This window comes from Clostridium sp. YIM B02551 (genome assembly GCF_022324735.1).
GTDB classification, from domain to species: domain Bacteria; phylum Bacillota; class Clostridia; order Clostridiales; family Clostridiaceae; genus Clostridium_T; species Clostridium_T paridis.
Window position 1 is genome coordinate 63,900 of sequence record NZ_JAKGTF010000012.1, and the last position, 13,461, is coordinate 77,360.

A 13,461-nucleotide genomic window follows, 5' to 3' on the forward strand; every position below is an offset into this window, starting at 1 on the left:
AATGGCAAGATATACTGGATCTGCATGTAGATTATGCAGAAGAGAAGGTGCAAAACTATTCCTTAAAGGGGATAGATGCTATACAGATAAATGTGCTTTCGTTAGAAGAAGCTATGCGCCAGGACAACATGGAGCTAGCAGAAAGAAACTTTCTAACTATGGAACACAATTAAGAGAAAAGCAAAAAGCTAAGAGAATTTACGGAGTACTTGAAAAACAATTCAGAAAGTACTACGAAAAAGCTGAAAGAATGAGAGGAATAACAGGTGAAAACCTACTTATGTTACTAGAAATGAGACTAGATAACGTAGCTTTCAGACTAGGTTACGGTTCTTCAAGAGCTGAAGCTAGACAATTAGTTACTCATGGACATTTCTTAGTAAATGGTAAGAAGGTAGATATCGCTTCTTACAGAGTAAGCGTAAATGATGTTATTTCTGTATCAGAAAAAAGCAGAGCAACAGAAAAATTCAAAGTTTTTGCAGAAAATCCAAAGACTTTACCAAAGTGGTTAACTGCTAATACTGAAAATTTCGAAGGTAAAGTAGTTGCTGTACCAGCAAGAGAAGACATTGACATCAATGTTAATGAAACTCTTATCGTTGAGTTATACAGTAAGTAATAATATGCTATTTGCAACTGGAGGATATTTCTCCATTGCAAATGTTGAATCAGTTGCCCTCATAATAAGGTTGCCATATTTAATTGAAGGAGGGTTTTGCGCATGTTAGAAATAGAAAAGCCAATTATTGAATGTATTGAACAAAGTGAAGATGGAACTTATGGTAAGTTCGTAGTTGAACCATTAGAAAGAGGATATGGAATTACACTAGGTAATGCACTTAGAAGAATTCTTTTATCATCTTTACCAGGAGTTGCAACTACATCTGTGAAAATTGATGGAGTACTACACGAATTCTCTACTGTTACTGGTGTTAAAGAAGATGTTACAGAATTAATTCTTAACATTAAAAGTCTTGCACTAAGAATGAGTGGAGAAGGCCCAAAGGTTATATATATAGATGCCAAAGGTCCAGGAGTAGTAACAGCAGGAGACATTAAGACTGACGGAGATGTTGAGGTAGTAAATAAGGATTTACATATTGCTACTTTAGATGATGAAGGCAGACTTTATATGGAACTTACTGTTAATAGAGGTAGAGGATATGTTACACAAAACAAAAACAAATCTGACTCATTACCACTAAGTGCTATTGCTGTAGATTCAATTTATACTCCTGTTAAAAGAGTAAACTTTACTGTTGAAAATACAAGAGTAGGTCAAATTACAGATTACGATAAGTTAACATTAGAAATTTGGACTAATGGTACAATTAAAATTGATGAAGCTATAAGTCTATCAGCTAAAATACTGATAGAACACTTCAAACTTTTCATGTCATTAACTGATAATACTAGTGATATGGAAATAATGATTGAAAAAGAAGAAGATAAGAAGGAAAAGGTTCTTGAGATGACTATCGAGGAACTAGACCTTTCTGTTAGATCATACAACTGTTTAAAGAGAGCAGGTATAAACACTGTTCAAGAACTTGCACAAAGATCTATGGATGATATGATGAAAGTAAGAAACTTAGGTAAAAAATCACTTGAAGAGGTTGAAAGAAAACTTAAGGAACTAGGCTTAGGATTAAGACTAAGCGATGAGTAAGGAGGTATAGTCATGCCAGGTTATCGTAAATTAGGTCGTCCAACTGACCAAAGAAGAGCTATGTTAAGAAACCTTGTTACAAGCTTCTTAAAGCATGGCAAAATAGAAACTACTGACACTAGAGCGAAAGAAGCAAGAAGCCTTGCTGAAAATATGATAACTCTAGCAAAAAGAGGAGATCTTCACGCTAGAAGACAAGTTTTATCTTTCGTAACTGAAGAAGATGTAGTTAAGAAATTATTTGAAGAAATCGCTCCTAAGTACGCTGAACGTAAAGGTGGATACACTAGAATGTTCAAAGTTGGTCCAAGAAGAGGAGACGGTGCTGAATTAGTTATACTTGAATTAGTATAATATAAAGGGGATTAAGTGATAACTTAGTCCCCATTTTAATATACAAAAGATTAAGATAGTAACTGTTATAAAATATATAAGGACTTTGGTAAAGCTATAGAATTATTTAAGTGTATCTTTTATAATAGTTATTAAAGAAAGGGAGAGTCATGATGGAAAAGAATATTGTAAAATGTGAAAATCTTAGTTTTAAATATCTCTCTCATGAAAATGGAGAAGAGTATTATGCCTTAAAAGGTGTAGATTTAGAAGTTAAAAAAGGTGAGTTCTTAGTAGTTTTAGGACACAATGGTTCAGGAAAATCAACTATAGCAAAACATATAAACGCATTACTGACACCATCTGATGGAACTGTATATGTAAATGGATTAGATACTAAGGATGAACAAAATATATGGGATGTAAGAAAAACTGCTGGAATGGTATTCCAAAATCCTGATAATCAAATGGTAGCCACAATTGTAGAAGAGGATGTTGCTTTTGGGCCAGAAAACCTTGGGGTAGAACCAAGTGAAATTAGAAGAAGAGTAGATGAAAGTCTTAAAAAGGTTGGTATGTATGAATATAGAAGACATGCACCACATCTATTATCAGGAGGCCAAAAACAAAGAATTGCAATAGCAGGTATACTTGCAATGCAACCAGAATGCATTATACTTGATGAACCAACAGCTATGTTAGACCCTTCAGGAAGAAAAGAAGTAATTAGAACCATAAAAGAAATAAATAAAAACCTAGGGATAACTATTATATTAATTACTCATTACATGGATGAAGCAGTTGAAGGTGATAGAGTAGTTGTAATGGAACAAGGAAATATAGTATTACAAGGAAACCCAAGAGAGGTATTTTCAAAAGTAAAAGAAATGAAAGAGATTGGCTTGGATGTACCACAAGTGACCGAATTAGCATTTGAATTACAAAAATCAGGTATAGAAATAGGTACAGAAATATTAAATGTGGATGAGATGGTGAATGCATTATGTCAATTAAAGTAAGTAATTTAACTCATATATATATGCCTAAAAGTCCTTTTGAGAAAATTGCATTAAATAATGTTTCATTAGAAATAAATCAAGGAGAATTTGTAGCATTAATTGGACATACGGGGTCAGGTAAATCTACATTAATTCAACATTTAAATGGATTATTACAAGCAACTTCTGGTGAAATATTTATAGATGATAAGAATATAACAGAAAAAGGCGCAAAACTAACAGATATAAGAAAAAAAGTAGGGTTAGTGTTTCAATATCCAGAGTATCAATTATTTGAAGAAACAATTGCGAAAGATATTGCTTTTGGTCCAAGTAATTTGGGATTAAATCAGGAAGAAATATCTCAAAGAGTTAGAAGAGCTATGGAAATGGTTGGTTTAGACTATGACATATATAAGGAAAAGTCTCCTTTTGAACTTAGTGGAGGTCAGAAAAGAAGAGTTGCCATAGCCGGTGTTGTAGCAATGGAACCTAAGATTTTAATTCTTGACGAACCTACAGCAGGTTTAGATCCAAAAGGTAGAGATGAAATATTAGAGCAAATAGTAAAATTACATGATGAATATGGTATGACTATTATACTTGTTTCACATAGCATGGAAGACGTTGCAAAAGTGGCTGAAAGAGTAATTGTAATGAATGGTGGAGAAATAATCCTTGATGGATCTCCTAAGAATGTTTTCAAGGAGATTGGTACTTTAGAAAATGTTGGATTAGCTGTACCACAAGTTACATATTTAGTTAAAGAATTAAAGAGTAAGGGTTTTGAACTAGGTGATGACATTTTTACAATCAGTCAAGCAAAAGAAGCCTTACTTAAGATATTAAAAAGAGATTAGTGAAAGGAGTCGAGTAGAATATGATTAAAGATATAACTATAGGACAATATGTACCCGGGGACTCATTCATACATAAACTTGATCCTAGAACTAAAATATTAATATCAGTATTATTTATTGCATCATTATTTATAATAAATAAATTTGTAGGATATATTCTAATTGTGGCATTTATTGCAGCAGCTATTATTAATTCAAAAATATCACCAAGTTTTTATTTTAAAGGGCTTAGACCAGTTATAACATTAATAGTGATTACAGCACTTCTTAATGTATTTATGATAAAAGGTACATCAGACACTTTAATATGGGGATGGAAGTTCTTAAATATATATGAAGAGGGAATACAAGTGGCAGTATTTATGACCTTAAGGCTCATATTCCTAATTATAGGTACATCTATACTAACATTAACCACATCACCTATTGAGTTAACTGATGCATTAGAGAGGTTATTGAAACCATTAAAGGTAGTGGGTATTAGTTCTCATGAAATAGCTATGATGATGACAATTGCATTAAGATTTATTCCTACTCTCATAGATGAGACAGACAAAATAATGAAAGCACAAAAGGCAAGGGGTGCTGATTTTGATGGAGGAAATATATTTTCAAAGGCTAAAAGTTTGATACCATTATTGGTACCATTATTTATTAGTTCATTTAGAAGAGCTGATGAACTTGCAAATGCAATGGAAGCTAGATGTTATAGAGGTGGGAATGGAAGAACAAGAATGAAGCAATTAAAATATGAAAGTAGAGATGCTGTAGCATTCTTTATAGTAGCTGTATTAATAGCCTTTAGTTTTTATGTAAGATTTAAGTTTTAGGTGATATTATATGAGAAATATAAAGCTTTTAATTGAGTATGATGGCACAGACTTCTATGGATGGCAAAAACAAAAAAGTGGAAGAACTGTATGCGGAACAATAGAAGAGGCTATTAAGAAGCTTGTTAATGAAGAAGTGGAGTTAATTGGGTGTAGCAGAACTGATTCAGGGGTTCATGCTAAGGGGTTTGTTGCATCTTTTAAAACAAATAGTAAAATCCCAAGCGAAAAGTTTAGGGAAGCTATAAACCAAAAGCTGCCTGATGATGTAGTAATTTTAGAATCAGAGGAAGTTCTTAAAGATTTTCACCCAAGATATCAAGCTAAAGGGAAAACTTATTGTTATACTATTGTAAATAGAAGAACACCTAAGGCAATAGGAAGAAATTATTCTTGCGTAGTTAAAGAAAAGTTAAATGTTGAAAAGATGCAGGAAGCATGTAAGCTTTTTGTAGGTACTCATGATTTTAAAGCATTTAAATCAACGGGAAGCTCAGTAAAGACGACTGTACGAACTATATGGGATATTAAAATAGAAAAAAACTATGATGAAATAAAAATATATGTTTCTGGTGATGGTTTTTTATATAATATGGTTAGAATAATAGTAGGAACCCTTCTTCAAGTTGGAGAAGGAAAAATAAAACCAGAATATATAAATGACATTATCAATGAAGGTGATAGAAATAAAGCAGGAAAGTGTATGCCAGCAATGGGACTATCTCTTGAAAAAGTTTTTTATTAAAAATATTAAATAAAAGTTGTAAATTTGTTGACACGCCCGTAAGCGTGTATTATAATGATATTTGTTGTTAAGATAGTTTGTGGATAAGATCCAGAAGCCCCGGATCTTGACATAAAGATGGAAATAGAAACTTAAAAAGTGTTCAGGGAGGGAAAATGATGAAATCATACATCGCTAAACCACAAGAGGTTGAAAGAAAATGGTATGTAGTTGATGCAGCTGGAAAGCCACTAGGAAGAGTTGCTAGCCAAGTTGCTACAATATTAAGAGGAAAAAACAAACCAACATTTACACCAAATGTTGATTGTGGAGATTTTGTTATTATTATCAACGCAGAAAAGGTAGTTTTAACAGGAAAGAAATTAGACCAAAAGTTTATGAGAAAGCACAGTTTATATCCAGGTGGATTAAAAGAAACTCCTTACAGAGAAGTTTTAGATAAAAAACCTGAATTTGCTTTCGAAGAAGCAGTAAGAAGAATGCTTCCAAAGGGAGTATTAGGAAGACAAATGTTAAAGAAACTTAAGGTTTACAGAGGTGCAGAACATGATAATGCAGCTCAAAAACCAGAAGTACTAGAATTAAAGTACTAATACAGGCTCGGGAGGAGGAATAAAAAATGGCAAAAGTTCAATATTTAGGAACTGGAAGAAGAAAGAAATCTGTTGCAAGAGTAAGACTTGTACCTGGTGAAGGTAAAGTTATAATAAATAAGAGAGAAATAGAAAACTATTTTGGTTTAGAAACTTTAAGAGTTGTAGTTAACCAACCATTAGTTTTAACTGGAACTAAAGAAAGATTTGACGTTTTAGTAAATGTACATGGTGGTGGACTTACAGGTCAAGCAGGAGCTATAAGACACGGTGTATCAAGAGCTTTATTAAAAGCTGATGAAGCACTTAAACCAGAATTAAAGAAAGCTGGCTTCTTAACAAGAGACCCAAGAATGAAGGAAAGAAAGAAATACGGTCTTAAGAAAGCAAGAAGAGCTCCACAATTCTCAAAGAGATAATATTTCAACATACAAAGAGAGTCGAAAGACTCTCTTTTTTTCTATTTTTTTCAGAGAATATAGTTAACACAAAAAGAGAAAAATAAGCTTAAACTATAGTTTGGAGGTTAAAAAATGAAAAGAATAATATCTACAGTCTTAATAGTTATAAGCATATTTTTCACAAATATTAACCTAGAAAAGGTAGAAGCGAAGGAAAAGAATGAAACTGTGATTTTAATTGACCCGGGCCATGGGGGAATTGATGGAGGTGCAAAATCAAAAAACGGCACTAGTGAAAAGGATATAAACTTAAATATAAGTATAAAGCTCAAAGAGAGATTAGATAAAGAGGGATATAAAGTATTTTTAACTAGAGAAGAAGATAAAGGGTTATATAGTGAAGACACTAAGGGAAAGAAAAAAGTAGAAGATTTAAAAAAAAGATGCGCAATGAAGAAAGAAACAAATTGTGACATATTCATAAGTATTCATCAAAATATGTTTCCTCAAAGCAAGGTTAGTGGCGCACAAGTTTGGCATGCTTCAAATGAAGAAAGCAAAAAATTAGCACTTATATTACAAGAATCACTAAAAAATACTCTTGATAAAACTAATAATAGAGTTCCTAAAGATGCTAAAGAACAATATAGAATTTTAAGAGATAATTATCCTGGACCTAATGTTTTAGTAGAGTGTGGTTTTTTATCGAATTCAAAAGAAGAAGAATTGTTAAAAGATGAAAAATATCAAGATAAGATTGCAGATGCTTTAAAAGATGGAATTAATGAATTTTATAAACAATAGAAATACAAATTTCCTGGGAAATATAAAGACCTATGTTGAAATAGGTCTTTTTAACTTTCAATATGTGAATCAGCAGTTATTATTTTAGAGGAATTTGGACATTTAACCCAAATGGTATTGCCTCTTAATAAGGAAAATGGAAGTTCTTTAGAATCATTTATCATTGTAATTTTAGTGCCAGATATTTTTAACTTCTGAAGTTTTCCACCAGAAAATAACATTCCATCGTGAGTGTCTCCGGATTTATCCCCAAATTCTACAAGAACATTTTTAAAAGTAATAGGAGTATTCGAAAATCTATTAACATCTTGTACATTTGTAGAATAATGAAAATACTCGCCATTTTTATAAATAAAACTAGTATTTAATTGAGGTGTATAAGAAATAAAAATTGTGTCAATTTTGTTGGAAAAGAGATTTTTATCAAGTTCAAGAGGATCTAAAAATTTAATTGTTGGTAAAGAGTTTGTAGAAATAGAGGAAATTGTACTAATAGATTCATTTAATGATATATTTTTATTGTAAAATATACCTTTATAAATTAAAGAGCCAGATTCAGAAAGAAATTCTTCTATTACTATATCAGCAGATGTAATTTTATAAAGTCTTGAGATGTCATTATAATCATAAGTTACTTGTAATAATGGCGCATTAGAAGTTACATTTTGAATAACTTCTCCTGTGATAGGAGAAACATTTATAGAATTATTTGGTGGATTAGATTTATTATTTTCTCCATTAATAAATATGGTGGCATAATATTTATAAAACAGAAAAGCTAAAAAAAATAATATAAATATGTAGCCAAGGGCTGAAATTATTTTATTATGATTATTATTCATAATTAGTCCTTTCAAGAAATTGCTTATTAAATTATAATTAAGAAAGAATGGGAATATTCCATAATGTATTTTATTTTAAGGGAATTTTATCAGGAGGTATAGGAATGAGAGAAATAGATGTAATAGAAATAATTGAAGCTGTTAAAAAAATATGTATAGATTCTAATCATTATCTTAGTAATGATATAAGAAATGTATTAAATAAGTCAAAAGAAGAAGAAACCTTCCCAATTGCAAAAGAAATGTTAGAAAAGATAATACTTAATTCAAATATCGCAGAAAAAGAGAATATGCCTATGTGCCAAGATACTGGTATGGCTGTAATATTTGTTGAACTTGGACAAGATGTACATGTAATTGGTGGGAATTTATATGATGCCATAAATGAAGGAGTAAGAAAAGGCTATGAAGAGGGATATTTAAGAAAGTCGGTAGTGAAAGATCCTATTAATAGAGTGAATACAGGAGATAACACTCCAGCGGTAATACATCTAGATATAGTTCCAGGGGATAAGATTAAAATAATTATTGCACCAAAAGGCTTTGGGTCAGAGAATATGAGCAGAATCAAAATGCTAAAACCTTCTGACGGTGTTCAGGGAGTTAAGGATTTTATCATTGAAACAGTAAAGCTAGCTGGACCTAATCCATGTCCTCCAATAATAGTAGGTGTTGGAATAGGGGGAACATTTGAAAAAGCTGCAGAAATTTCTAAAAGGGCACTACTAAGAAATATTGAGCAAAGAAATGAAAATGAATTCTATAGAGAATTAGAAGATGAAATGCTTAGGAAAATAAATCAATTAGGTATAGGTCCACAAGGATTTGGAGGTAAGACAACTGCTTTAGGAGTAAATATTGAAGTATTTCCAACTCACATTGCAGGCTTGCCAGTAGCAGTTAATATAAGCTGTCACGCTACAAGACACGCAGAAGTTATTTTATAGAGGTGATATATATGGAAATTAAGATTAATGCACCATTAACTGAAGAACAAGCTATGACACTTAATGCAGGAGATATTGTTTTATTATCAGGAGAGATATATACAGCTAGAGATGCAGCACATAAGAGATTGGTAGAACTTATAGAAGATGGCAAGGAGCTTCCTATTGAATTAAGGGATCAAATTATATATTATGTAGGGCCAACTCCACCTAAGCCAGGACAAGTTATTGGTTCTGCTGGTCCAACTACAAGCTATAGAATGGATTCCTATGCACCTAAGCTTCTGGACCTAGGATTGAGAGGAATGATTGGTAAAGGGGCAAGGGACGTTAATGTAATCCAGTCAATGATAAAGAATAAAGCCATTTATTTTGGAGCAATTGGTGGTGCAGCAGCACTTACAGCTAAATGTATCAAAGAATCGGAATTAATCGCATATGAGGACTTGGGAGCAGAAGCAATTAGAAAGCTAACAGTTATCGATATGCCACTGGTAGTTGTTATAGATGCTAACGGAAATAACTTATATGAAATTGGACAAAAGGAATATCTAAATACATTAAATAGTAAATAAAATGTAAAGACCACTTTATGAACTTAATAAGGATACATAAATGTGGTCTTTTCTTATATATATTTTTATAAATTTTTAAAGCCTCTTCCTCTTACTTCGGAAACGTCGATTATGGTTATAAATGACTTAGGATCAATGGAAGTAATTTGTGATTTTAAATACACCAATTGAGGTAGAGTAACTATACAATAGATCATTTTCTTTTTATGATGAGTATATTCTCCTTCAGCATTTAAAGAAGTAACCCCTCTATGCATATTATTCATAATAAATTTAATGACATCCTCTTCTTTTTCAGTAAGAATCATTAAAAGTTTTTTTGTTCCTAATCCTTTTAATACTTTATCAAGAATAATATTTTGTAGATATATAGATATAAGAGTATATAAAGCTCTTGGTAATCCGAAAAATATAGCACCTAGAATAACTACTAAAACGTTAATAGTAAAACCAACAGTTCCAATATCGAAGTTTGAATATTTCTTTCTGATGAGCATTGTGATTATGTCAGTTCCTCCTGTTGAACCATTTCTAAGAAAAACTATACTATATCCTATACCACATAATGCTCCGCCATATATACAATAAACGAGTAAATCATCAATATTAATATGTAAATTAAATCTTTCAGTTATTAATAAAGAAACAGTTAAAGAGATCATTCCTATAGCTGAATAAAGAGTAAATTGTTTGCTTAATTTAAAATAACTAATTACAAACAGTGGGAGATTTAAAAGAAAAACGGAATAACCAGCTTTAAATCCAGTGAAATATTGGATTATTAGGGCTAAACCAGTTGCACCTCCACTTAAAAGTTTAGCGTTAGCTAAGAAAATATTAACTCCTAGAGATGCAATAAAGCATCCTACAAAGATCAATAAGATGTCTAAACATAAGTTTTTTTTGTCTCTAATAAATTCCATGATATTCTCCTCTTAAGTTATGGTTTTCATATATATTATAAATCAATAATGGAATTTAACAACAATAATTAAAGTAAAACGTGATAATCTGATATAATAAATTTATAAATAAATGTAAAATTTTAAGAAAGTTTTAATAAATTTATATAAACTTCTTATGACATATTTATTAAAATGGAAGATGGGGTGAGAATTATGGAAATTTATAAAATATTAGTTGCTGACGATGAAAGAGAAATAAGAGAAGCAATTGAGATATATCTAAGGGGAGAAAATTTTAAAGTTCTAAAGGCAAGAGATGGAGAAGATGCACTGGAGATATTTGAAAATGAGAAGCCGCATCTTATTATATTAGACATAATGATGCCTAAATTAGATGGAATTAGAACATGCATGAAGATTAGAGAGACAAGTAATGTACCTATTATAATGTTATCAGCAAAAGGAGAGGATTCTGATAAGGTCTTAGGATTGAATTTAGGAGCTGATGACTATGTTACTAAGCCATTTAATCATTTAGAGCTAGTAGCAAGAGTAAAATCTCAGTTGAGGAGATATGATAATCCTATAATGGCGAAAAATAGAGAAAGAGAAATGCAAGGGGAAATTATATCTATAAGAGACTTGGTAATAGACAAGGAAAGAAAAACTATATCTGTTAGGGGAAAAGAAATAAAAGTAACGGCAACAGAATATAAAATACTATTACTTCTAGTTTCTAATCCAGGTAGAATTTTCTCAATCCAAGAAATTTATGAAAGAGTATGGGACGAGCCTTTCTATAACAGTGAAAATACTGTTACAGTTCATGTAAGAAGAATTAGAGAAAAAATTGAAATAAATCCAAAAGAACCTGAATACTTGAAGGTGGTGTGGGGTATTGGGTATAAGATTGAAAAGTAAATATTATAAGTGGAAGTGTAAGTTTTCAATAATTGATGTTGTTATTTGCTCCACTATGATAATACTAACCTTTAATATAATAACTACATTTATTATGGAGGCCTCAAGAGGAATATTTACCTATGACACTATAATAAATAGTAAAAAATATAAAGAAAGAAGATTAGTTAATGATAGTTTGCAGCTTATATCAAATATTCAAGGACAATATAATATTTTAAATCAAGGAAACCAAGCTTTAGTAGATGCAAGAAAATATAATCAGGACACAATGGATGATAGTTATTATATAGGTTACATATATATAGACGAAGATTTAAAAGATGATAAAGGAATTCCTTATTATATAACTAACAGAGGCTGGGTTTCAGATCAAATAGTTGGAGGTGCTAAGGCAGATGAACTATTTGAAGAGTTAGCTAATAAGGAAGGAATAGTTTATTATAAAATTGATAACGATAAAGATTTTAATGAAATAACAAAAAGTCAGAACTTTTCTGTGACACCAGAAAAAAAGAAAAATATGAGAGGGATAAACGAATATTATTTTGTTAGAGGAACTGTTTATGATAATTCTATTGTTAAAAATAGAATGCTCTTTTTGGCCTTTATTTTAAATCTATCCCTAATAATAGTAATATTAATTAAATATGAGTTTTTATTTAAAACAAAGGGTTATATTGAAGTAATAGATGAAATCAGGAATAGCAAACTTGGAGAAGGTGTTTACTATTTAAAAGAGGTTCCAAAGAGGATTATAAAAAACCTAAATAACAAAGTTTTAATTTTGATAAGTGGATTAATTATAGTTAATTTTATTGTAATGCCTTTTTGGGGGCTCGATATTCAAAGAATACTAATTTATCTCGGAAGTCTATTGCATTTGAATCTGGATATGCAAATTATTCATACAACACTATCCCTTATTAACTTAGGATTTATTTTAATATTAGTAACATATTTAATATTTAGTATTTTAAGAAATTATGTCTTTATATATGAATTATTAGATATGGTAAGAGAGTATGATAAGGGAAATATGGATGCTGAATTAAAATATAAAAGTAAAAGTGAAATTAGTGAAATTGTACAAGGTATAAAGCATATGCAGGAAGGGTATAGACAAGTTGCTGAAGAGAGAGTAAAAAATGAGAGATTAAAAACAGAATTAATTTCAAATGTTTCTCATGATTTAAAAACTCCATTAACATCAATTATTAATTACGTAAACATATTAGGAAGAGAAGATATAACAAAAGATGAGAAAAATGAATATTTAAAGATACTTGGGGCAAAATCTCAACGATTAAAAATATTAATAGATGATCTGTTTGAAATGTCTAAACTATCTTCTGGAAAGATTAAGTTAAATAAGGCTAAAGTAGATATTGTCCAGCTTATACACATGATATTAGGAGAGTATCAAGAGAAGTTAAAAGAAAGAGGACTTACTACAAAGGTTGTAACATATAATGAAAGTATTGTTATGGAAGTGGATCCGGATAAAATGGTAAGAGTTTTTGATAATATAATTACCAATGCTCTAAAGTATTCATTAGAAGATACAAGAATATATATTGATATCTTTGATGATGGAAGTTGGGTAACAATTAGTTTTAAGAATATATCTTCCTATGAAATGAACTTTAAACCTGAGAGGATGATGGAGAGGTTTGTAAGAGCTGACTCTTCTAGAACATCAGATATTGAAGGTTCAGGACTTGGATTAGCAATAGTTAAGAATATTCTAGAAATACATAATGGAGATTTAAGGCTGGAAGTTGAAGGCGATATGTTTAAAGTCTATATTATGTTGAAAAAATAAATTTATATAAGGATGAACTAGTGTAACTAGTTCATCCTTATATTTTTTTGATATATATCAATTGACAGGATTGTCTGGAGAATGTATATTAATAAAGATTGTATTTTAAGGGAGAAACAATATTGATAAGAAATTATATGGAGAACAAAAGATAATAAGAGATAATGTGGTTTATTTTACTTAAATATATGTTATCAAAATTTACAATTT

Annotated in this window: 16 protein-coding genes; 14 read left to right on the forward strand and 2 right to left on the reverse strand. The window is 30.5% G+C overall.

Going from position 1 to position 13,461, the window contains the following annotated elements:
- Position 1 precedes the first annotated feature (1 nt).
- The 10 genes from rpsD (at position 2) to cwlD (ending at position 7,236) form a co-directional block, all read left to right on the forward strand.
- A complete protein-coding gene (gene rpsD / locus L1S47_RS14995) occupies positions 2-622 on the forward strand; it encodes a 30S ribosomal protein S4 (RefSeq protein WP_202769350.1) in 621 nt (206 codons plus the stop codon).
- 102 nt (positions 623-724) lie between these two features.
- Positions 725-1,672: a DNA-directed RNA polymerase subunit alpha gene (locus L1S47_RS15000; protein ID WP_238884313.1), complete on the forward strand. Its 948-nt coding sequence runs from the start codon at positions 725-727 to the stop codon at positions 1,670-1,672.
- Between the two features lie 12 nt (positions 1,673-1,684).
- Positions 1,685-2,026 (forward strand): 50S ribosomal protein L17, encoded by a 342-nt coding sequence (rplQ, locus tag L1S47_RS15005; RefSeq protein WP_202769348.1) that lies wholly within the window; start codon positions 1,685-1,687, stop codon positions 2,024-2,026.
- 152 nt (positions 2,027-2,178) lie between these two features.
- Positions 2,179-3,024: an energy-coupling factor transporter ATPase gene (locus tag L1S47_RS15010; RefSeq protein ID WP_238884314.1), complete on the forward strand. Its 846-nt coding sequence runs from the start codon at positions 2,179-2,181 to the stop codon at positions 3,022-3,024.
- Positions 3,009-3,863 carry an energy-coupling factor transporter ATPase gene (locus L1S47_RS15015; RefSeq protein ID WP_238884315.1) on the forward strand — a complete coding sequence of 285 codons (855 nt, stop codon included), beginning with the start codon at positions 3,009-3,011 and terminating at the stop codon, positions 3,861-3,863. The genes L1S47_RS15010 and L1S47_RS15015 overlap by 16 nt, the downstream gene beginning before the upstream one ends.
- A gap of 20 nt (positions 3,864-3,883) precedes the next feature.
- Positions 3,884-4,693 carry an energy-coupling factor transporter transmembrane protein EcfT gene (locus L1S47_RS15020; RefSeq protein WP_238884316.1) on the forward strand — a complete coding sequence of 270 codons (810 nt, stop codon included), beginning with the start codon at positions 3,884-3,886 and terminating at the stop codon, positions 4,691-4,693.
- Positions 4,694-4,703: 10 nt separating this feature from the next.
- Positions 4,704-5,438 (forward strand): tRNA pseudouridine(38-40) synthase TruA, encoded by a 735-nt coding sequence (truA, locus tag L1S47_RS15025; RefSeq protein ID WP_238884317.1) that lies wholly within the window; start codon positions 4,704-4,706, stop codon positions 5,436-5,438.
- Positions 5,439-5,596: 158 nt separating this feature from the next.
- Complete coding sequence (rplM, locus tag L1S47_RS15030; RefSeq protein WP_202769343.1) at positions 5,597-6,031, forward strand: 50S ribosomal protein L13; 435 nt, start codon at positions 5,597-5,599, stop codon at positions 6,029-6,031.
- A 26-nt stretch (positions 6,032-6,057) separates the two neighbouring features.
- The gene (rpsI, locus tag L1S47_RS15035; RefSeq protein WP_202769342.1) at positions 6,058-6,450 is read left to right on the forward strand and encodes a 30S ribosomal protein S9; all 393 of its coding nucleotides are present in this window, start codon (positions 6,058-6,060) and stop codon (positions 6,448-6,450) included.
- Between the two features lie 114 nt (positions 6,451-6,564).
- The gene (gene cwlD / locus L1S47_RS15040; protein WP_238884318.1) at positions 6,565-7,236 is read left to right on the forward strand and encodes an N-acetylmuramoyl-L-alanine amidase CwlD; all 672 of its coding nucleotides are present in this window, start codon (positions 6,565-6,567) and stop codon (positions 7,234-7,236) included.
- Positions 7,237-7,286: 50 nt separating this feature from the next.
- Here cwlD and L1S47_RS15045 read toward each other — a convergent pair whose 3' ends face one another.
- Positions 7,287-8,078: a hypothetical protein gene (locus L1S47_RS15045; protein WP_238884319.1), complete on the reverse strand. Its 792-nt coding sequence runs from the start codon at positions 8,076-8,078 to the stop codon at positions 7,287-7,289.
- Positions 8,079-8,182: 104 nt separating this feature from the next.
- On the opposite strand from L1S47_RS15045, the gene L1S47_RS15050 reads away from it, so the two are divergent.
- Positions 8,183-9,025 carry a fumarate hydratase gene (locus L1S47_RS15050; RefSeq protein ID WP_238884320.1) on the forward strand — a complete coding sequence of 281 codons (843 nt, stop codon included), beginning with the start codon at positions 8,183-8,185 and terminating at the stop codon, positions 9,023-9,025.
- Between the two features lie 11 nt (positions 9,026-9,036).
- Positions 9,037-9,600, forward strand: a complete 564-nt coding sequence (locus L1S47_RS15055) for a Fe-S-containing hydro-lyase (RefSeq protein WP_238884321.1) — start codon at positions 9,037-9,039, stop codon at positions 9,598-9,600.
- Between the two features lie 65 nt (positions 9,601-9,665).
- Here L1S47_RS15055 and L1S47_RS15060 read toward each other — a convergent pair whose 3' ends face one another.
- Positions 9,666-10,523, reverse strand: coding sequence for a YitT family protein (locus tag L1S47_RS15060; RefSeq protein ID WP_202769337.1), 858 nt, complete (start codon positions 10,521-10,523; stop codon positions 9,666-9,668).
- Between the two features lie 201 nt (positions 10,524-10,724).
- On the opposite strand from L1S47_RS15060, the gene L1S47_RS15065 reads away from it, so the two are divergent.
- Together L1S47_RS15065 and L1S47_RS15070 are read left to right on the forward strand one after the other, a co-directional pair.
- Complete coding sequence (locus tag L1S47_RS15065) at positions 10,725-11,426, forward strand: response regulator transcription factor (RefSeq protein ID WP_373689093.1); 702 nt, start codon at positions 10,725-10,727, stop codon at positions 11,424-11,426.
- The gene (locus L1S47_RS15070) at positions 11,404-13,251 is read left to right on the forward strand and encodes a HAMP domain-containing sensor histidine kinase (protein ID WP_238884323.1); all 1,848 of its coding nucleotides are present in this window, start codon (positions 11,404-11,406) and stop codon (positions 13,249-13,251) included. The genes L1S47_RS15065 and L1S47_RS15070 overlap by 23 nt, the downstream gene beginning before the upstream one ends.
- Positions 13,252-13,461: the final 210 nt, after the last annotated feature.